At 43.6% G+C, this 21328-nt stretch carries 14 protein-coding genes; 6 read left to right on the top strand and 8 right to left on the bottom strand.

The window, feature by feature from the left end; translation table 11 throughout:
- Positions 1–21 precede the first annotated feature (21 nt).
- Together ABT56_RS06360 and ABT56_RS06355 are read right to left on the bottom strand one after the other, a co-directional pair.
- Positions 22–477: a YaiI/YqxD family protein gene (locus tag ABT56_RS06360; RefSeq protein ID WP_047878019.1), complete on the bottom strand. Its 456-nt coding sequence runs from the start codon at positions 475–477 to the stop codon at positions 22–24.
- Positions 478–558: 81 nt separating this feature from the next.
- Entirely contained in the window at positions 559–2154 is a 1596-nt protein-coding gene (locus ABT56_RS06355; RefSeq protein ID WP_047878018.1) for an ABC-F family ATPase, read from the bottom strand.
- A 370-nt stretch (positions 2155–2524) separates the two neighbouring features.
- On the opposite strand from ABT56_RS06355, the gene ABT56_RS06350 reads away from it, so the two are divergent.
- Positions 2525–3931 (top strand): ankyrin repeat domain-containing protein, encoded by a 1407-nt coding sequence (locus ABT56_RS06350; RefSeq protein WP_047878017.1) that lies wholly within the window; start codon positions 2525–2527, stop codon positions 3929–3931.
- A gap of 233 nt (positions 3932–4164) precedes the next feature.
- On the opposite strand, the gene ABT56_RS06345 is transcribed toward ABT56_RS06350, so the two are convergent.
- From ABT56_RS06345 to ABT56_RS06335, 3 genes are read right to left on the bottom strand one after another with little or no spacing between them, the layout of a single operon-like run.
- On the bottom strand, positions 4165–6840 hold the full coding sequence (locus ABT56_RS06345) for a DEAD/DEAH box helicase (protein ID WP_047878016.1): 2676 nt from the start codon (positions 6838–6840) through the stop codon (positions 4165–4167).
- On the bottom strand, positions 6827–8833 hold the full coding sequence (locus ABT56_RS06340) for a phospholipase D-like domain-containing protein (RefSeq protein WP_047878015.1): 2007 nt from the start codon (positions 8831–8833) through the stop codon (positions 6827–6829). The genes ABT56_RS06345 and ABT56_RS06340 overlap by 14 nt, the downstream gene beginning before the upstream one ends.
- Complete coding sequence (locus ABT56_RS06335; protein WP_047878014.1) at positions 8826–10220, bottom strand: hypothetical protein; 1395 nt, start codon at positions 10218–10220, stop codon at positions 8826–8828. Before ABT56_RS06335 ends, ABT56_RS06340 begins: the two co-directional genes overlap by 8 nt.
- 839 nt (positions 10221–11059) lie before the next feature.
- On the opposite strand from ABT56_RS06335, the gene ABT56_RS23865 reads away from it, so the two are divergent.
- Positions 11060–11455: a hypothetical protein gene (locus ABT56_RS23865; RefSeq protein ID WP_157037787.1), complete on the top strand. Its 396-nt coding sequence runs from the start codon at positions 11060–11062 to the stop codon at positions 11453–11455.
- A gap of 322 nt (positions 11456–11777) precedes the next feature.
- On the opposite strand, the gene tdh is transcribed toward ABT56_RS23865, so the two are convergent.
- Together tdh and ABT56_RS06325 are read right to left on the bottom strand one after the other, a co-directional pair.
- Complete coding sequence (tdh, locus tag ABT56_RS06330) at positions 11778–12809, bottom strand: L-threonine 3-dehydrogenase (RefSeq protein WP_047878013.1); 1032 nt, start codon at positions 12807–12809, stop codon at positions 11778–11780.
- A gap of 158 nt (positions 12810–12967) precedes the next feature.
- The gene (locus tag ABT56_RS06325) at positions 12968–14161 is read right to left on the bottom strand and encodes a glycine C-acetyltransferase (RefSeq protein WP_047878012.1); all 1194 of its coding nucleotides are present in this window, start codon (positions 14159–14161) and stop codon (positions 12968–12970) included.
- Positions 14162–14366: 205 nt separating this feature from the next.
- On the opposite strand from ABT56_RS06325, the gene ABT56_RS06320 reads away from it, so the two are divergent.
- From ABT56_RS06320 to ABT56_RS06305, 4 genes are all read left to right on the top strand, one after another.
- Positions 14367–15290, top strand: coding sequence for a LysR family transcriptional regulator (locus ABT56_RS06320; RefSeq protein WP_047878011.1), 924 nt, complete (start codon positions 14367–14369; stop codon positions 15288–15290).
- Positions 15291–15484: 194 nt separating this feature from the next.
- Complete coding sequence (locus ABT56_RS06315) at positions 15485–15934, top strand: DUF4174 domain-containing protein (protein WP_240478261.1); 450 nt, start codon at positions 15485–15487, stop codon at positions 15932–15934.
- Positions 15935–16185: 251 nt separating this feature from the next.
- Entirely contained in the window at positions 16186–18051 is a 1866-nt protein-coding gene (gene malZ / locus ABT56_RS06310) for a maltodextrin glucosidase (protein WP_047878163.1), read from the top strand.
- A gap of 607 nt (positions 18052–18658) precedes the next feature.
- The gene (locus tag ABT56_RS06305) at positions 18659–19336 is read left to right on the top strand and encodes a hypothetical protein (protein ID WP_157037786.1); all 678 of its coding nucleotides are present in this window, start codon (positions 18659–18661) and stop codon (positions 19334–19336) included.
- A 258-nt stretch (positions 19337–19594) separates the two neighbouring features.
- Here the strand turns inward: ABT56_RS06305 and fruA are convergent, their stop codons facing one another.
- Entirely contained in the window at positions 19595–21328 is a 1734-nt protein-coding gene (gene fruA, locus ABT56_RS06300) for a PTS fructose transporter subunit IIBC (RefSeq protein WP_047878009.1), read from the bottom strand.

Raw genomic sequence — 21328 nt, 5'->3', positions numbered from 1 at the left:
TTGGGCAGCCTTTGTTCCATATCACCCTTTACGATGATAACGGGCAATAAACGTATCTAGCTTATTGGCAAACTGCTGGCGCTCTGCCTGCCCCATGGGTGCAGGGCCACCAGTTTGAATACCCGAACTGCGCAAGGTATCCATAAAGTCACGCATTTGCAGGCGCTGTTTGATCGTCTCTTTGCTGTACATCTCACCGCGAGGGTTCAATGCATGTGCGCCTTTGGTGATGACTTCATCAGCCAATGGAATATCAGCTGTGATCACGAGATCCCCGGCTTCTGCCTGCTGGACAATATAGTTGTCCGCCACATCAAATCCTGACTCAACCTGCGTCGAGCGAATATACGGTGACGGTGGTACACGAATATACTGGTTGGCCACCAGCGTCACCTGAACGCCTACACGATTAGCGACTCGGAACAAAATTTCCTTGATAACATTGGGACAAGCATCGGCATCAACCCAAATTTTCATGCTTCCTCTCTTATAGAAAACGTATCCTAGAAAAAAGCCGCCCTGACGGCGGCTTTTAAAATACAGTCTGGCTGAAGAATATTAGCCTTCTAAGCCTTTCTTCGCTAGGTACTCGTCGTAAGTACCGTGGAAGTCTTCAACACCGTCTTTGGTAATTTCAATAATACGGGTTGCGATTGACGATACGAACTGACGGTCGTGAGAAACGAACATCAATGTACCCTTGTAGTTTTCCAACGCCAAGTTCAATGATTCAATCGATTCCATATCCATGTGGTTAGTTGGCTCATCCATCAGCAGGATATTTGGACGTTGCATGATAAGCTTACCAAACAACATACGGCCTTGCTCACCACCAGAAATCACACGTACAGACTTCTTAATGTCGCTTTGTGAGAACAGCATACGGCCAAGAATACCGCGTACCGCTTGCTCGTCGTCGCCTTCGCGCTTCCACTGAGACATCCAATCAAGTAGATTCATGTCTGAATCGAAATCATCTGAGTGATCCTGAGCGTAGAAACCAATGTTCGAGTTCTCAGACCACTTAATCATACCTTCCATTGGGTCCATCGCACCGGCCAATGTATTCAGGAATGTCGACTTACCGATACCGTTAGCACCGATGATTGCAATACGCTCACCCACTTCAACCAACAGCTTCACACCGTTGATCAGAATGTTGTCGCCGTAGCCTTGCTTCAGACCTTCAACTTCCAGCGCGTTACGGAACAGTTCTTTATCCTGCTCGAAACGGATGAAAGGGTTCTGACGGCTAGACGCTTTCACTTCTTCCAGCTGGATCTTGTCGATCTGCTTCTGGCGAGATGTCGCCTGCTTCGCTTTCGATGCGTTAGCAGAGAAACGGCTAACGAAGGTATTCAACTCGGCAATCTGCGCTTTCTTCTTGGCGTTATCGGCCAATAGACGCTCGCGAGCCTGAGTTGCTGCAACCATGTATTCGTCGTAGTTGCCAGGGAACATACGCATCGCACCGTAATCCAAATCAGCCATATGAGTACATACGCTGTTCAGGAAGTGACGGTCGTGCGAGATGATGATCATGGTGCAGTTACGCTCAAGAAGAACGCGCTCAAGCCATGAAATAGTATGGATGTCCAAGTTGTTCGTCGGTTCGTCAAGCAGCATGATGTCTGGATCAGCAAACAGAACCTGTGCCAGAAGCACACGTACCTTCAGACCCGGTGCAACCGCACTCATTAGGCCAAAGTGCAGATCCTCAGGAATACCTAGACCAAGCAGCAATTCACCCGCACGAGCTTCCGCTGAGTAGCCGTCCATTTCTGCGAATTCTACTTCTAGATCAGCAACACGCATACCGTCTTCTTCAGACATATCTGGCATCGCGTAAATACGGTCACGTTCTTCTTTAACTTTCCACAGCTCTTTGTGACCCATGATAACGGTATCAACAACGGTGTACTCTTCAAACGCAAACTGATCCTGACCCAGTTTAGCCATACGCTCATTCGGATCTTTTGAAACAGTACCGGCTGACGGCTCAAGCTCGCCGCCCAAGATCTTCATGAACGTCGACTTACCACAACCATTCGCACCAATAAGGCCGTAACGGTTACCTTCACCAAATTTAACGGAGATATTCTCAAACAGTGGCTTGTCGCCAAACTGCATTGTGATATTAGCTGTTGAAATCAATGTACTGTTCCAATAATGATGTCTATCAAGCAATAAAAAAGCCGTCAGTGACGACGACCTTTTCGCGTTGTGCGGCCAGTATAACAGCTTATGTGAACTTCATCACCTTTAGTTTGCCCTACACCCGCTAAGCCGCTATACCCCATAAAAAAACCACTCTGCCTAACTGACCAATGTACTCACACCAAAACCACAAAAAACCATCAGCACGAAAGCACTGATACAGGCAGGCGTTTTGATTTTGACAATATGTCGTAATTTAATCCTACATGTCGATATTCTGGCCTACCTGAGTTATTGGGGGTATTAATTGCTTAGAATCAACGTTTGTTTTGCGTAAAATGTACGCATTAAACAAAAGGAATACTGAATGAAAAACAGATGGTTAGTCATGGCTTGTGCCCTTCCTTTTTTGGTGGCGTGTGACCATCAAAGTTCAACTACGAGTGCATCCAATACAATAGAAACTCAACCACAAACTGTCATTAGCACGCCAAGTAAAAAACGAACAGCTAATACGACAAAGTGTGACTGGAATGACCAAGATAGTTATGGGCAAACACTTCTTCATAAAATTTACAACGGTACAGCCTGGACCGAAAAAAGTTTTGATGAAAAACGTGCTTTATTGTCAGAAGGTTTTAAAAATGGCTGCATAGATCCTAATTTACAGGATGATATGGGATATACAGCTGCACATTACGCAATCAGATTAATGTACGACGTCATCCCTTATGATCCTAATTTGGATAATCGACCTTTTATACACCCGATAGAATTTCTAGACATTCTCATTTCCCAGCCAAGCTTTAATCCGAATATTCGTGATTATTACTATCGACGTTCACCATTAATGCAACTGTTTAGCTATAATGACATCTTCGATATTGACATATTAAATAAAACAAATAATTTAACAAGAACAAAAGAAATTGCTTCAACCCTATTAAAAAGAGATGACATTATCTTTAACTGGCAAGATGGTGAACATGTCACCATACTTCAATCAATAAATGAAGCAATTGACAGTGTACATATCAACCCTTGTAATTACAGCAATGAACCTCATCAACGTTTAAATACCATGAAAGAAATAAAGGAGATGATTGAAGCTAAAAACCGTAATCTCATCTACCCTTATAATAACAACGAAAATTGGGAACTACATGGTATTTTTCTAGAAATAGGTTTTAATTCAGATCTAAGTTATTTTGAACTTCTCAATAATTATTTATTAGAATCTTTTGTTCTTGGCGCAGATCCAAACTTTCTATCCGATGATCAATACACATTGCTCACTATTTTAGCAGATATTAACAATCGTTATCATGGTGCAGATGTAGAATCCAATAATGCCTTACGCACAAAATTGGCAATGACGATAATTCAACATGGTGCAGATGTAAATATTTCCACAGAAGGCCGGACACCACTCCATTTCGCTCTTGGCAGTAATAATGTTGGACTGGTTAAATTATTGCTAACACGTAAAGAGCTTAATTTAAATCTGCAAGATAGAGAAGGAAATACGGCAATAATGAATTTCTTCAAATATCATGATGACGATACATTTGAAGAGCAATCAAGACTACTATTCGAACGAAGAAATGATATTAATTGGTATCAAAAAAACTATAACGGCGAAAACTTACATGCTGTTTTAAATAAAGTCGTGACAAAATATAACAGAGAATCGATGAATATATGGTTAGAAGAAAGCCTACGATTGATCAATTATGATACTAATCATGCCAATACAGCAGCTCCAAATCCTTGATAATTTACCAATGGTAAGGTAAATAGGGAAATTTAATCTTACTTTTGTAATGGTTGTACAAAACGATAATCAGGGTTGATACTAACTAAACACCCTGATTATCCATTCATATAAGCAAAATAATTCAATAAGAACTTTTGCAAGATTGACGAATGTAACAGATATAAGCTTCTGATAGAAATAGTGATGTTTCAATTTCATAAAAACTCAAACTGCTAAAATAAAGCATTTACTTACTTGAATCTAGCTGGGTAAGGATCTGCTACTCTAGACCCATCTCCTGACTCAGGTTGTTTTAAATAACGCTGCCAATGCTGTGATTTTCCTGTTCCTACGTGCGCATCATGATCATCCAGTAAACATTTATCTAGTTTACTTTCAGCACGAGCCTTTCGTTCCAAAAAAGAGGCCAGCTGATCTTCATCAAATGAGTGTTCCAAATAAGGAAAACTTATCCTCAACTCACCTTGTGGACCGTTTTTAAACTGCCGGTTAACCTTGCTAAATAGCCGATCTAGTCTCCCAACACGTTGTTCATGATCGCCAGGATTCCCAGCTATACCGTAGTGATGAACCTGATTACACTGCAGATGCAAGTTGACACCTTCTTGAAAAACAGACGTTGCCACCAAAACATTAGGATAAAACGGCGAATTAAAGCTCAACTGTAGGCTATCTCGGTTTGAGGTCTCACCGCTTGCAAACGCTGCTGGTGATGTATGCCCTTTGAGGGCTCGCCAGTCGTTATCGTATTCATCAAGGCCCACACGAGCGATCTTTTTACACACATCTTCAAAGGTTTCTAGTGCGGCTTTGAAATACCACAACAACATAGACTCTGATAACTTTGGCGCTGTATGTTGAATAAAATCTATGTAACGTGTATGCGCGCTCTCACCGCTTTTGTATAAACGATTGTTTTTATCAAATTGATAGAACCAACAGAACAGTTCCACCATCACAGGACTTGCAAACAAAACACCCGCCTTGAAATAGTTAGCAAAGTTCTCTTTTGTTGCAGCGTTCCATTTACGGAACCGCGCTTTCTCAGTATCACTCAACTGTTCAAACAGGTGCTGCCAAATGGTTGGCAGATTTTCGCTAATTTGTGTCTCTTCATTAACAGCAACGTTATTCAACTGATGTCGCTGCGCTCTTTGAGACATCGCGGCCGTTGAATACGTCGCACGTTTACGATCACCACTTTGTTGCTCAAAATGATAACCGTATGCTTCTTTTTCATAATCCAATGAGGGTTCTAAAAAGAGCGAAAAAATACTTTCAGGCTTACGAAAACGCAAGCCGACATTGGTACATTCGGTGTTTCGCGTATCTTCCAACGCGTTAGGATCACGCTTCTTCACCACAAACAACTCTGTGATACGCGAACGCAGTTGATTGTCATCGGCACTTAGCTCACTCGTATCTTCATCATCTTCTGGCAAAGGCTCTTCAAACTCTTCGGCATGGTTAAAATAACGGTTTAACCAAACGCGACTCCAATGACTTTGCTGCCACGCTTTTAATTCGCTTTCATTAAGCTCAAGGGCTTGCGCTATTTGATGACCCAACACGTTATCGTATCGAGTATTCACTCGCTTTGTCAGTTCTCGTACTGAGGGGATACGGCGCACAAAAACCAAATGCTTGATATCATCAAGGCCGTCTGGCGTAAGCATTTCAGGTACAAATATATCAACTAGCGCTTTATATTTTGGATGTTCGGGAAATTCATTGAAACAGCCGTAATACTCTTGGCTCAATTGATGCAGAAGCTCGGTATCAGGCGCTTTGCTAAATGCGTCTTTTCCATGTTCATTTGTTTGCTGTTCAGCATCCTGTTTAATCGCTTGTCGATCATGCTCACCAAAGGACTCAAATCCTTCAAGATAACCGTAAAGAAACTGTCGGTTAGATGCTTTTGCTTGAAACTGTTTCACCAACTGGCGCTGATAGAGCCCAAAAAACAGTTCTGCATTTTGGTTTTCCGCAAACGAAACAGGATGTGCAATCTCTTTACGATAATGCTGCTTAGCATAATGCACCCCATTTTTTCCTTGTAAGAGGCGCAGGCGTCGTAAACCATATTTCGTCAGTAAATGAGCCGCATCGAAATCATTCTGTGTCACGCTATTTTTCAAGTCATCTTCCGCAGCAAAATAACGCAATATATTCGCGACATCATTTACGGATGAATGCGTCGGCGTGGCTGTCATCAGTAATACGCGTTTTGCTAATGGGCACTCGCCTTCCCCTTCTCCGAAAAAAGCTTTCGCTGCGGCCACTTTTTGAGAACCACCTTCACGTGCCCGTAAGTAGTGCGCCTCATCGATCACTAAAAGATCGAATCCTTCTTGGTGCAGGTAATTCATGACACGCGCTTTTAGTTCAAGTGCATGTTCACGCGCTAATCCAACCTTATCTGCTCCGTCAGATTCTTTCGTTAATCCACTCAACGCATGAATGGTGGTGAAGTACACATGGTGATCTCCCTTACCAACACGTTCAATCATTGCTTCTAATTTGGACTCAGGCTCTGCTACCTCCAATGGCTTGCGCGACTCACCATGCCAATGATCTTGCTCAAACGCACCAAATTCCCCTTTCCATTGAGAGCAAATATTTCTATTGGGTGCAATCACCAATATTTTTGCATCGGGTTTCAGCTGTTGCAGTAAACGGATCACCCCTATCGCTTGAAAGGTTTTGCCCATACCAACCTCATCCGCCAGCAGGGCAAGGTGATGCTGTTGCAGCAAACGACAAAGATAGGCAACACCTTCCGCTTGCTTCGCGGCCATTGAGGTGCTTAGGCCTGCTTGGTAGCGCCACTCTTTATTACCTTCGTCAAAGCTCATCTGCTGTGACACGGCTTCTGGCGTTATTGTCGCCCAATCAGATAGAAACATAATTACACTTACCTTTGATAAGGCTACGATATTGACCACTGCCAATACTGTTTTGCAGCTCTTTCGCGCGAATCACACTATCGTTGCTTTTGAAACGCAAATCACTTAAACGTGCTTTTAGGTCGGAATCATTGGCATTTTTCTTCACTTGATCGACCAGAAGATTAAACTCTTGCTTCATATACCAGTTAAATACATTGGCATTTTCTGTCAGTTCATGGCGTATTTTTAACCCCATCTCAACCAAACAGCCAGGAACAACAAAAGCGTATTGCTCAATCATGCGATCCGACTTCAGTGTTTGAATACGTTGCTCAAAGCTGTCCATTGCCTGAAACATCCTAAAATAACTTAACGTTGGTGATGACTGTGGTTCGGATAGCGAGCCCGCCTCTTGTTCGTCCAACCAATCATGATCGTTACCGAGTATTGCGCTACGCAACGATGCATTTGGGTTGCTCTCTAATGAACGCCCTTCAATGAGGCTATTAAAGATATCGTCCAGAGACTCAAACTCTTCAACGCGACGCATCATACTGTTGTGCTCAACAATAAAGCCTCTATAACGCAAGCCATTCGTTAAAACCAACTCATAAGCATGGTTCACCAACAACGCTTGTGGCTCTTGAGATAACTTATGTGTTGTTGCGTAGACAGTTTCGCTCGCCGTTTTTACTACATACAACGGCTCGTCAAGATCTGGAAGGTGTAACTCCACACTTTGCCATGCTAAGTCGTCGTCTATTTTGAGAAGTTCGATGTGATAAGTCAGCGTTTGCCAATCAAATACGACTCGAGTTTCCACCGGCATCAGCTCGGCCACTTCAAGTACATGCTGACTTAACTCTTTACTCTGCATGAAGTTATCTTCGGTGATACTGAGTAACTGTGTCAGTACAGTCTGTAAAGGCTGCTGGTTGGCCAGAATGATGCCCGCTTCAATATTCACCTGCCCAGCCCCTTTACTGTCTAAATCGAGATTTGAGCCCGGTGTTGTAAAGTTCCAAGAACCAATAGCAAGCTTATCGTTTGTCATCCAGACCTTGGCATGGCACAACTCACTTCTTTCGTCTTTTGCTATCGGACTACGATAAAAACGCATAGATTCATCAGAAAACAACGGTAATAAATCTTCTGACCACTGTGTTCGCATGCGCTGATTTTCAACCAAATCAGGCACAAGATGCAGTTTCAGTTGATGGGGTAATGCGACACTTTTTAGACGTTGAATGAAACCCGCCAAATCCGATGGAAAATAGGGAGACCAAACCACTAAGTCTCGTGCTGCCTCATCTGAATGCCCCAATAAATGACTTAACAGCGTCTTATGCTTTCCATCACTGCTATTTTTGATGAACGTATGAACAAAACACCAGTCTGAGGGAGTAATTTCAGAACGCAAGTTGCGTGGAAAGCTGATCTTTGTTTCAACTTGATTGACTTCAAACAAAGGCTTAAAAAAAGCTCGAATGGCTTCTACTTGGTACTGGCACTCAACACGCTGAAAGGTGAAGACTTCTTGATTCGTTGACCAACCACTGAGTGTCAGGTTAGCGCTACCAGCTCCCAGTATGGCCTGCCCATCTTCATCTTGAAGAAAGATGACTTTAGGATGAAAGAGTGTACTGTTATTCAATACTTTCTTGCGCCCACCATCCAGTAAAGCTGGGTTCACACCATACACTTCAATCGCGGTGCGTTTTAGATCACTCGCATCATACATACGCTGATCGGCGAACACTTTGACATCCATGTTGGCGATAATATTTGCGTTGCCTTTACGCCCTTCTTTAATACCGCCATTTAACTTTTGCTGCATTAGCTCAAAGTCAATGCGACTACGTGGTTTATCCATCTGCAATAGCGTCGACAAAACGTGCCGCTCAAAAAAATCCATATTGAGATTGAATGTCGTGAACCAAGCATGTTTGATATGGCCTAACGATTGCAGCTGTTTCGCGAGCTCTTCAGCCAGTTTAAATGATTTAGTCATTGGATTTTCCCTCTAGACCACGAATAAGCTGGCTAAACTGATCGAGATAATAACGATTGAACCATGTTTTGTATGGCCTTTGTGCTGCTGTTGGAAGCGTCCGTAATTTAATATGACAGCGATAATCACCTTGGCTATCACGCTCAACCCAAGGGCTTTGGCCTCGTTGATTCATGATCGCACGATGGTATTTCAGTAATGCGTCCACCAGTAACGTCATATTGGCTTGTGAATCCGTATTATCGAGTTGTGCCAATGCAAGTAGCGCTTCATAACGCTTTTTGGCGACGCCAGAAAACTTGGACTTAATGTCAATATTGTGTTGCAGATCACGTGCAAGGTGAATAATCGAATTGACGTTACGCTCTAACCCTAGATACCGCTGATACACTTCCTCTTCTGTCTGTACGCGTTGGCTCATTAATACGCTAAACAACAGCTCGCATTCAGCAAGCAATGGCTCAACGTGGCAGATATCAACCAACTTTTGTTTTTCAAACGCGTTATTTTCATTTTCAATCGCTTGTTCAAAGAACGGCTGCGCAGACCCTGTTTCATCCGTCCGAGTATTAATGATTTCATACAGTGAACCTGCCGCATTTTGGTCAAGCTCGGTAACGTTTAACCAAAACGCTTTACTTTGTTTACCTACAACGGCCGGTGTCGCAAACTGCTGTGCATAAGCTTGTTTGATAGACTTGGAAACGTCTTGCCACAATATTTCTGGCACCTTAGCATCTTGTTTGATCACTTCCTGTAAATGTTCAAACAATGCATTTGCCAAGCCATTAAGCTCTTCGTTTTGTTCAAAGAAGTTCGTGGCTTTTTCCCAAAGAACTGCGCTTTGAGACTGATGGTAACGGTACTCTTTATCAAAAAACAGCATTTCCGTGAAAGGCGTTTTATAACGGCCGCTCACCCCCAAAGTCAGTTGTCTTACTAACAATTGGCCTGACTGTTCTCTGGTAAATTTCAACGGTTTGGTTAGCGTACCTGAGCTAATGAGTAATCGTGCTTTTGAAGTGCCTAATATTCCTTGGGTTTGCACGCTAACTTGCTGCTGCTCTTCAGCCTCAAGCATAGAAAAAACAAACAGGTTCTCTAGATAGATCAAACATGCTTGTTTAAACGCTAATGTATCGGTATGACCATAGACCGCCTGTAAACAGCGACTGAGATCCGTTTGAGCTTCTACCACACGCTTAATCACGTAGTGATGTAAAAGGTTTAGCGTGTAATTTCGCACATCATTAGAAATAGAGCTCACACGATTATGAAAGATATCCTGACCTAAACGAGACCAAATCATCGTCATACCTAATGGGTCAATATTCAAGGATTGTGTGAGTGTATCGTCGAACTCAGTGAAAAATTGTTTTATAAACATTTAGCTAACTTTATATTGGATGATTCATAAACACAGAAATAGCATTTCCATTTAAGGCACTACGCTATGATAGAGAAGTGGATAGATTTACTCACTATCGAAAAATGATCTGGCATTTAAATTTTACTTAGCATAGTTTCTGTCAATACTGTCCCATATGCAATAAAATTATCACCATAATCACGATATAGCATTAACATGAAGATACCTAGTTCAGCATCTAAATATTATCTTTACTTTGTAACGTTAATAATCACATAATATTAAATGTTAGATTGGTTAACATTTGATTACTGCTTTAAATTCACAATTAATAATATCATTGTATTATATCGCATCCTTTTGTTCACGCCTCCAAATTAGAGGGTAATTACAAGCTAACCACTCGAAGAATAATATAATAAAGATAAAATCATAATCATCAAATTGATTAATACTTCTCACAATCAATGCTCTCGTCGAATAGTTTTCTTTATAGATTTATCACCTACTTGTAGTACATCTCATTGATACGTTAATTTACAACAACAAAAGAAGATAACTTTCAAAAATATACTATCAATTGATTTATATACACTTATAATTCATTTAAATGCCATCACATCATACCTGTGCAACCCTTAACAAAGAAGGTAATAATATCATTATTAATCAATAACTTAACACAGAATCGCTTTCGAAGAACCTTAGATCAGCAATTATAAATAGTAAGTTACAAAAAATATCAATATTTATAATTCATCTTAGCAATTAAAATTAATCAAATTATATTTATTTTAAAATAATTGAAACTCATCATCTATACAATTAACTTGATATACAATAATAAAAGAGTATAAATGCACTCAGTCTCATTACCATACTTATCACTCATGAATAAATTTAATAAAATTATTATTAGCCTTATAATACTGACTCTTTGTTCTGGATGTACAACAACACATAACCTCTATACAGGTGAAGAAGACCTAGACTATGGTGAAGAATTTAGCGTTTTTAATACTATCATGCTGCCAGTTGCTATTGCTGGTATCGTTTTAATCGCTTATGGTGCCGCACATAGCTCAAACAGTGGAAGTTCAAGCATCTCATGCAATGGTTCATACTGCAATTACGATGCTGCATGGGATTATTTACCAGGGAGTTCACAATATCGCTGTCGATCAACAGTAAATGGCCAGTTTGTATTAGACTCGTATTGCTATGGTCAATATAAGCAAGATAATTGGTATTAACTCCTCAGATTACCACTAATTTGAACATCCATTTAGTCATAGGTCTTGTAAGAATTTTACTCTAAGGTTTTTATCCAACCTTATTACTTATTCTTCATAAAAGATTTATTGCCAATTGTTCGTAACATTTATCCGTTAACTGAGCGGTTCAATAACACTACGCCATTATTGTGCAACATTACGCATAGCGCTAATACAGAGCTAAACAACCAAACAAGAAGCAACAAAAGTATAGCCGTTGGTACAACACGAAATTCAAGCACAAAAAAACGGGCCTTTCGGCCCGTTTCTCATTTATGTACTTATTCTGTATAACTGGAAGTCATTCCCAATCAAGAATCACTTTGCCTGACAGGCCAGAGCGCATCACATCGAAGCCCTGCTGGAAGTCATCAATCTTGTAGTGGTGTGTGATGATTGGGGTCAGATCCAAACCTGATTGGATCAGTGACGCCATCTTGTACCACGTTTCGAACATTTCACGACCGTAGATACCCTTGATGACCAAGCCTTTGAAGATCACCTGAGTCCAATCGATACCCATGTCTGATGGCGGAATACCCAGCAGCGCAATCTTACCGCCGTGATTCATGCAAGAAAGCATGCTGTTGAACGCTGACGGTACGCCGGACATCTCAAGGCCCACATCGAAGCCTTCCGTCATGCCAAGCTCAGCCATCACGTTTTCCAGCTTCTCTTCAGCAACGTTAACTGCACGGGTCACGCCCATTTTACGGGCAAGATCCAAACGGTACTCGTTTACATCGGTGATCACTACATGGCGAGCACCAACGTGTTTAGCAACAGCCGCAGCCATAATACCGATTGGGCCTGCACCAGTGATCAGTACATCTTCGCCAACAAGGTCGAAAGACAGTGCTGTGTGTACCGCATTACCAAACGGGTCGAAGATAGACGCCAAATCATCAGAAATACCTTCTGGGATCTTAAATGCGTTGTAAGCAGGAATCACCAAGTACTCAGCAAACGCACCTTCACGGTTTACGCCCACACCAATGGTGTTACGGCACAAGTGCGTACGACCGCCACGACAGTTACGACAGTGACCACAGGTAATATGACCTTCACCTGAAACGCGATCGCCAAGAGCGAAACCACGTACTTCCTGACCAATGCCAACGACTTCACCCACGTACTCATGGCCTACAACCATTGGTACTGGAATTGTCTTCTGCGACCACTCATCCCAGTTATAGATATGAACATCAGTACCACAGATCGCGGTCTTCTTAATGCGGATCAACAGGTCATTATGGCCAAGCTCTGGCTTGTCCACTTCTGTCATCCAAATGCCTTGTTCTGGTTTTAGCTTTGATAGTGCTTTAATTTTCATCATTTTTTCCACTACGTAACAATATCTGACAACAACATTGAATGCATCGCTACCACCGCCCTTTCACCCGTTTAATATCTAGAGCGGGCTTGTCTCTTTGCCCTTCTATTTGGGCCGAAAACTAGAAGAAGATGGTAGCGTTAGCCATATTCAGATACTTAGATAATGCCCATGTCCTTGCCAACTTCGATGAACGCATCGATCGCTTTGTCCAGCTGCTCACGGCTGTGGGCCGCTGACATCTGGGTACGAATACGCGCTTGGCCTTTTGGCACAACCGGGAACGAGAAGCCAACTACGTAGATGCCTTTCGCCAGTGAGCGCTCGGCAAATTCTGCGGCAACTTTCGCATCACCCAACATAATTGGAATGATCGCGTGATCAGCACCACCCATTGTGAAACCCGCGTCTTCCATACGTGTACGGAAGTGTGCAGCGTTATCCCACAATTGATCGCGTAGCGCACCGCTTTCCTCAAGCAGATCAAGAACGCGCAGTGATGCAGAAACAATCGCAGGAGCCACAGAGTTAGAGAACAAGTATGGACGTGAACGCTGACGCAGCCAGTCAATCACCTCTTTCTTAGCTGCAGTGTAACCGCCTGAAGCACCGCCCATTGCTTTGCCCAATGTACCGGTAATGATATCGATACGGTCAATCACGTTGTGATATTCATGCGTACCGCGACCATTCGCGCCCATGAAGCCCACAGCGTGAGAGTCATCAACCATAACCAACGCATCGTATTTGTCGGCCAAATCGCAAATCGCTGGCAGGTTGGCAACTACGCCATCCATTGAGAACACACCGTCTGTCACAATCAGTTTATGACGCGCACCAGCTTCGTTAGCCGCAATCAGTTGCTGCTCGAGCTCTTCCATGTTGTTGTTGGAATAGCGGAAACGCATCGCCTTACATAGGCGTACGCCATCGATAATAGAGGCATGGTTCAGCGCATCGGAAATGATCGCGTCTTCTGCACCTAGCAATGTTTCAAACAGGCCAGCGTTGGCATCGAAGCACGAGGTATACAGAATCGTGTCTTCCATACCAAGGAAATTAGATAGCTTGCGCTCAAGTTCTTTGTGTGAATCCTGAGTACCGCAAATGAAGCGCACAGATGCCATACCGAAACCGTGGGTATCCATCCCCTCTTTCGCAGCTTCAATAAGCGCGGGGTGGTTGGCAAGGCCTAAGTAGTTATTGGCACAGAAGTTCAGCACTTCTTCGCCAGTATTAATCGATACCGCAGCTTTCTGCGCTGAAGTAATGATACGTTCTGATTTGTATAGACCTTCAGCTTTTACTTCTTCTAATTGCTGATTGATCTGATCGTAGAATGCAGCAGACATGATGTTCCTCACAATATTATCTTTTCCACTGCTGGCCGAAACGACGAACAGTGTAAATAACCAGCAATGCTAATTATTTCGCAATATTTCTATTTATAGATTAGGTGATATAACTGTAAATTGTGACTTTTACAGGTAGTTTCACCATTCTATTCCATGCGCTTTCAGACTATTATCCCCTCTCCCGGAAAAGGACTCGTGAATTATGGACACAAATAGACTCATTGCCCTGATGCCGGAGCTGGCGGTTTTCAAAATAGTTGTCGACGAAGGTAGTTTTACCGCTGCAGCCAAAAAACTAGGAGTGACGCCTTCAGCCCTGAGCAAACAGCTATCACGGCTAGAACAAACGCTGTCAGCCAAGCTTTTGGAGCGTACTACGCGCAAGTTGGTGATCACTGAATCAGGCAAAGGAATTTACAACCAGTGTGCGGCTCTGCATGAAGCAACCAGGCAAATTGTCGAGTTCACCAGTTCTGAGCATGTAACGCCGTCTGGCTCACTAACCATTGCTGCCCCAAAGGCTTTTCTAAGCATTGTTCTACAACCAATGGTGCTGCCATTCTTGACCCAATACCCTGATATTCAACTCAAGCTAAAAGCAAGGGACGGTGATATCGATTTGATTTCCGAAGGAATTGATGTGGTATTCAGGCTCACCGAAAAGCCAACCGAAGGACTGGTACTGAAACACTTGGGCAAAGTCAGCCTGAGCTTGTGCGCCAGCCCCGATTACATAGCCCAACGCGGGATGCCAGAGCAGCCGACCGACCTGTATCAGCACGATTGCCTGTATCTTGGTGAAACAACCACCGATCATATCTGGGAATTCGTCAAAGACGATGAGATACACACTGTCCCCGTTCATGGCCGGTATGCCGTTAACCATTCGCAAATGCGGTTGCGTGGCGTTATGGACGGACTAGGAATCGGGATCTTCCCCGATTTTGTAATCAAAAAAGCACTGGCTAGCGGTGATGTTCTCCCTGTTCTCGATGACTGGACCATAAAAGGGAACTATCAAGGCGACATTGCCCTGCAATTTGCTCAAACCAAATTCATGCCCGCCAGGCTGAGAGTCTTTATAGACTACGTTGCCGCCCATCTGTCTAAATACACCGTCTCCTGAGCATAGGCTTCAGCACATCAATCGCCTAGCTTCCGAATGTGGAAGCTAGAGCTATACTTATACCCAAATAACAGCACAACCATAAAAGACAGCGCGTACATGATCCTTTTAGACAGGATAGTCGTTAGTTAATAACGCAACTTACCTATCACCAGTTGCCTCGTATTCGGCAATTTTGGTAGGGAGATAAACCTATGCTAAAAGCTATTATGTTATGTTTCAGTCTCTTTCTCACAGTAAACAGCAATATGTCAGTTGCCTACCCACTTGATTCTATTCATTGGAATCATCGCAGCATTCTGTTCTTTGCTCCAGAGAACGATCACCATGTAAAAACCTTTGTCAAAGAAACCCTGATGAACAACTGCTTACTGCAAGAGCGGGATATTCAAATTGTTGTTATCACTCAAGATGGCTACAACAAGCCTGCCAACTTGTTTAGTGCCGAAGACATTGCCATCCTCAGTGCCAAATACGATATTAATGGCGATAGCCACACTGCCATTTTAATCGGTAAAGATGGGCAGGAGAAACACCGTTGGGGCGAGCAGACCAACTGGCCTTACATTACCGAACTGGTTGACAGCATGCCTCTGCGCCAAAAAGAAATTGCCTATCAACCTAATAGTCGGTGTTCAATTTAAACAAGAATGGCTTTTAATCATTTTACACCGTAATGACATCGTTCAAACTCATAAATCTTTTCTTTATATTTCATTCCATTAGCGATCATGAATGAGGTGTTATCACGTTTGCCCATCGCTTTCTCGACTCATCGCACATCTACGCCCCCTACTACGCCATTAAAGTTTGAAGTGGGAGGATTTTCTAACAACGCAAACACAGTAAGGTAGGCATTCACCTCATATCCAACTAAGGGACGATTAAAACAATGATGAATGTGCCTTATCTTTATCATGGTCAGGATCCATTCTGGGTTGATGTCTGCGAGCATTCGCTTAATTTAACAATGGTCAGCGATACCGATAGCCCCATCGCTGCGCTTTTTATTCGCTGTGAACCCGATAATGAAGAAAAGCTCATTGAAATGGAACGCGGTAACAAGCTCGGACGATTACAATATTGGCATGGTCAACTTCCCTTGAACCAAGACCAGCCAATCACCCATTACTGCTTTAAAGTCATGCTGTCACAACGCCAATGGTGGTTGCATAGTCAAGGGATCAGCCCTCGCATTCCGGGCCGCGAGGCGCACTTCAAATACAACCGCCACGACCAACCACCCGCTTGGATAAAACAGCAGGTGTTCTATCAAATTTTCCCCGACCGCTTCAATAATGGCGACCCCAACATCAGCGTAACCAGCGACGAGTACTGCCTTCGAGGCGACACCCGCCCGACCATTGCCAAGCAGTGGGGAGACTATGTTTCACCACATGGCCAAAACGGCCCCAACGAATTCTTCGGCGGCGATCTACAAGGTATCCACGATAAATTGGATTATCTTCAAAATCTTGGAGTCACTGCGCTCTACCTTAACCCTATATTCACTGCACCAAGCAATCATAAATACGACACCACTGACTACCGCCAAATCGACCCGCACTTGGGTACCAATGCTCAGTTTGCAACAATGGTTGAGGATATCCACCAGCGTGGTATGAAAATAATGCTGGATGCCGTTTACAACCACACCTCGGTTAACCACCCTTGGTTCGATATGTATGGCAAGCAAACAGACGTTGCCGGCGCCTATGGCAACCCGCACTCTGTCTACCGCAATTACTACCAGTTTTCAGACAACAGCAACGACTACGTAGGCTGGAATGGCATTGCAACGCTACCCAAGCTCAATTTTTCAAATCCTGAAGTGCAAGACTATATTTATGCGGGCGATGAGGCGGTCATAAAATACTGGCTACGCCCTCCTTACAATATTGACGGATGGCGATTTGATGTTATCCATATGCTGGGCGAAGGTGCAGGCGCCACTAACAATGCCCATTATGTGAAGGCATTTCGTGACGCAGCGAAACAGACAAACCCCGACTGCTTTGTATTAGGCGAACACTTTTTCGAGGCAACCCAATGGCTACAAGGCGATCAGGAAGACGGAGCCATGAACTACTATGGTTTTGCACATCCGATCCGCGCCTTCTTCGCCAATAAAGATATCGCCTATCACAGTTGCCAAATTGATGCAGCCGATCTCGTTCAGTGGCTCAATGAAGCACGCAGCAAGATACCGTGGCTCAATCAGTTGGCTCAGCTAAACCAGCTCGACAGCCATGACACCATGCGTTTTCTGACCATGCTCGAAGGTGACAATGACACCATGCGGCTTGCCCTGCAAATGCTATTTACTTATGTCGGTACGCCATGTGTTTACTACGGCACCGAAGTCGGACTTGAAGGCGGACAAGATCCTGACAACCGCCGTTGCTTCCCTTGGGAGCGCATCGAAGGTAATAAATCGAAACATCCACTCTTCGATTATATCCAGCAACTCATCACCATTCGTCGGAACGAACCCGCTTTGCAGACGGGTAGCATGCAATGGCTATACGCCAACCACCAGCAACTTGCCTTTGCCCGACACCTTGGTGACGATCAGGTGATCTGCCTGCTCAACAACCATCCCCATGCCCGCGAAGTCACTATCCCCGTATGGCAACTCGGCATGAAAGACGCAGTCCTGATCGATTTACTCACTCACGACGAGTGGATTGCCAAAAACGGTGAATTCACCATTACCCTTGCAGGAAAAGAAGGACTTATTCTCAAGGTGATTAACGAGTAAATACTCATACCCAAGGCCACCATAACGTGGCCTTTTTCTGTTCCCTCCAAATAACTATCGTTTTATCAAAAAAATAAGTCACGGCGAGGACACGCATTTTGCATGTAGTACTCATGAAAGGCTTGAACTACCTCACATATCCCGCTGGAGACAGATCACATTTATAAGTAATTAATTTTACTAGGATATTAAGCGTTTGGGATCTAGACTTATCAGTAACGGGATAAACGATAAGAGATTATCGAAACACCGAAAAATGCGATAAGCCCTACACTCCATCAAAACTGCCTTAGAGTAGTCGATGTTAAAACACCTGCGTTTCCTTGCTATTACCGCCGCACTCACGGCGGTAATTTTTTCTATAGGCCATAGACAAGCCCAACATTGTGGCGAGACAAACACGAGATACTGTCTCACGTCAGCAGGTACATTTTTCCCTATTCACTCCCTCAACCTTAGACATAATCTCAATACTGAGAGCAAAAAAATCACATCCTTTCAGTCACTTATTAATTCCATATTTTTCTCCCTGTTATTAGCTAAAAAAGTTTCCATTATTGAAATATGCTTAATTTGAGCTTGAGATAATAATAACGAGGTTCCTAAGATGATTAGGCCAGCGCTAAGTTTAATTGCATCTGTAATGTTAATAGGTTGCGGAAGTGACTCTGATAACACACCAAGACCTGACATTAGTACAATGGATGAAATTAGTGTAAGAAAAATAGGAATTGATCTTATTAATATCACAGATCAATCAATCGATTTCTATATAAAAGAAAACAACGACAATATTGAATTATTTGATGACGGCAACAAAGTTGCTACAACATTATCAGATGATACAAGCTATCATGGCATCAGTTGGACATCGCCTTCTCCGATGGAGATCAATGTCGGTATTAGCGATACCAATAGCCAAACCACACAGGCTGAATCAGACGATATTATCCTCAATGATAAAGAAAAATTATGGGCTATCGCTTGGGATGACGGGGATGATATTACCTTATCAACCAACACTGAGCAGCCCTCCCCTATTGAGGATAAATATAGAATTCGCATTTTTACAATTAGCGATACATGGGTGCAAATCATCTCATCAGCCATATCAACAATGGAGGTTAAAGCAGGTAAATTTTCACCACATATGACGATTGAAAACTGTTCTGGAGAATTATATCTCTCTGCAAACTCAGTCGATATTTGTGATTTAGATATAGGGAAATCGTATTTACTAATTATTGATGGGGAAGATCTGTTGTTAGCAGCAGAAGAAAAATAATATAAATAACTATAACATAAACCAACTTGGGAATGATAATAAAAATAGCGCTTTATTTAACGCATGGAACGCCTACATATAATAACAGTAAGTCACATTCGGAGTACGTGCTTTGCACTTTGTGCACTAGGGGGAAGTTACTCTGCTAGTCATTCTATGACTAGGGGCATACATCAAAATTCTGTAGGCAGCGGTGGCATAAGCCCCAGCAAAATAATGCTGGGGCTTCTTTTATTTCATCTCATTTCGACAAAATGATTATGCGGTGGCCAATTGCTCTTGGTCTGATTTTTTCAATACTGCGTATGAAATCCCCGTCACCAATGTACCGGCAGCAATCGCAACCAGATACAGCATCACTGGCGTGATCGCATTTGGAATAAGTAGCACAAACAAACCGCCGTGTGGTGCCATCAGTTTCGCCCCAAACAACATTGACAATGCCCCTGTTAGTGCGCCACCAGCCATACAACATGGGATCACTCGCATTGGATCACGGGCTGCAAACGGAATTGCGCCTTCAGAGATAAAGCACAAACCCAACACAAACGATGCCTTACCCGCTTCACCTTCGCTTGCGTTAAACTTGCGTTTGGCAAGGAATGTAGCCAATCCCATACCCAGCGCCGGCACCATACCTGCCGCCATAACCGCAGCCATTGGTGCGTAGGTTTGAGAAGCAAGCAGGCCAACGCCAAACGTATAAGCGGCTTTGTTTACCGGACCACCCAGATCGAAACACATCATACAACCAAGAATAATACCCAGTAGTACAGCATTGGCCGATCCCATATTATTCAAGAATGTCGTTAGCGCCGTCATCGCCGAAGATACCGGACCACCCACGATATAAATCATGATAAGACCCGTAATCAAGCTCGCCGCCAATGGAATAATCAAAATCGGCTTTAGCGCTTCCATTGATTGTGGAAGCGACACATTATTGGCAATCCACTTGGCACTGTAACCCGCAAGGAAGCCAGCCACGATACCGCCTAAGAAACCAGCCCCAGTCGAACTCGCCAGCATGCCGCCAATCAAGCCTGGCGCCAACCCCGGGCGATCCGCAATTGAAAATGCAATAAAACCAGCCAGAACAGGGATCATCAGGGCAAAGGCCGAACCGCCGCCAATGGTCATCAATGCAGCAGCCAGCGTACCTTCTTCCTTAAAGGCCTCGATACCGAACACGAAAGACAATGCAATTGACAAACCGCCAGCAACAACCAATGGAAGCATATGGGAAACACCGGTCATCAAGTGTTTATACGCGCCCGTTTTCTCTTTCTTTGGCTCCCCTTCACTGGCACTGTTACCTGCTTGATGTTGGTAAACAGGTGCCGTTGCAAAAGCTTTCTCTATTTCGTCAGCCGTTTTCTTCAGTGCCAACCCTGTGCTGGTTTTGTAAAGTTTCTTACCATTGAAGCGGGACAGATCCACTTCGATGTCGGCTGCGATAATCACTAAATCAGCAGCGGCAATTTCTTCTGCACTCAACTGATTCTTGGCACCCACCGAACCACGGGTCTCCACTTTGATCTGGTGTCCCTGACGCTTGGCTTCTTCTTCCAGCGCTTCGGCTGCCATGAAAGTATGAGCAACCCCCGTTGGGCAAGCCGTAATAGCCACAATTTTCTTAATACCAGAAGAATTTTCAGTAGCAATGGCCACTGTTGGCTGCTTAAGCTCCGTCGCCTCGGCAACAGCGTGCTCAAGATACTGGTTAGGATCTGACAGCAGTGAGCCAATGTCAGATTGATAAACACGCTTACCAACAAACCGCGTGGTATCAACCGGGGTGTTTGCTGCGATAACAATGCAATCAGCGTTTTCAATCGCAGACGTCGACAGAGACTTAACCGGCACAACTGACGACTGGCACTCAATCTCAGCCGTCCAGCTCAAAGCCGCCGCTGCTTTTTCGATTAATCCCGCCGCGATAATGCTATTGGCAATGCCACTTGGGCACGCGGTGATAACTGCAATTTTCAT

It is taken from the genome of Photobacterium aquae (assembly GCF_001029445.1).
Lineage (GTDB): Bacteria > Pseudomonadota > Gammaproteobacteria > Enterobacterales > Vibrionaceae > Photobacterium > Photobacterium aquae.
Note: the sequence above shows the minus strand (reverse complement) of the source record. Positions and strands in the feature narration are given on the sequence as shown.

What these genes read in the sequence shown, in the direction of transcription:
- ABT56_RS06345 (WP_047878016.1), bottom strand. Translation starts at nt 6,840, where the DNA reads ATGTTTCTATCTGATTGGGCGACAATAACGCCAGAAGCCGTGTCACAG.
- ABT56_RS06340 (WP_047878015.1), bottom strand. Translation starts at nt 8,833, where the DNA reads ATGACTAAATCATTTAAACTGGCTGAAGAGCTCGCGAAACAGCTGCAA.
- fruA (WP_047878009.1), bottom strand. Translation starts at nt 21,328, where the DNA reads ATGAAAATTGCAGTTATCACCGCGTGCCCAAGTGGCATTGCCAATAGC.
- ABT56_RS23865 (WP_157037787.1), top strand. Translation starts at nt 11,060, where the DNA reads ATGCACTCAGTCTCATTACCATACTTATCACTCATGAATAAATTTAAT.
- ABT56_RS06350 (WP_047878017.1), top strand. Translation starts at nt 2,525, where the DNA reads ATGAAAAACAGATGGTTAGTCATGGCTTGTGCCCTTCCTTTTTTGGTG.
- ABT56_RS06315 (WP_240478261.1), top strand. Translation starts at nt 15,485, where the DNA reads ATGCTAAAAGCTATTATGTTATGTTTCAGTCTCTTTCTCACAGTAAAC.
- ABT56_RS06320 (WP_047878011.1), top strand. Translation starts at nt 14,367, where the DNA reads ATGGACACAAATAGACTCATTGCCCTGATGCCGGAGCTGGCGGTTTTC.
- ABT56_RS06360 (WP_047878019.1), bottom strand. Translation starts at nt 477, where the DNA reads ATGAAAATTTGGGTTGATGCCGATGCTTGTCCCAATGTTATCAAGGAA.
- ABT56_RS06305 (WP_157037786.1), top strand. Translation starts at nt 18,659, where the DNA reads ATGATTAGGCCAGCGCTAAGTTTAATTGCATCTGTAATGTTAATAGGT.
- ABT56_RS06325 (WP_047878012.1), bottom strand. Translation starts at nt 14,161, where the DNA reads ATGTCTGCTGCATTCTACGATCAGATCAATCAGCAATTAGAAGAAGTA.
- tdh (WP_047878013.1), bottom strand. Translation starts at nt 12,809, where the DNA reads ATGAAAATTAAAGCACTATCAAAGCTAAAACCAGAACAAGGCATTTGG.
- malZ (WP_047878163.1), top strand. Translation starts at nt 16,186, where the DNA reads ATGAATGTGCCTTATCTTTATCATGGTCAGGATCCATTCTGGGTTGAT.
- ABT56_RS06335 (WP_047878014.1), bottom strand. Translation starts at nt 10,220, where the DNA reads ATGTTTATAAAACAATTTTTCACTGAGTTCGACGATACACTCACACAA.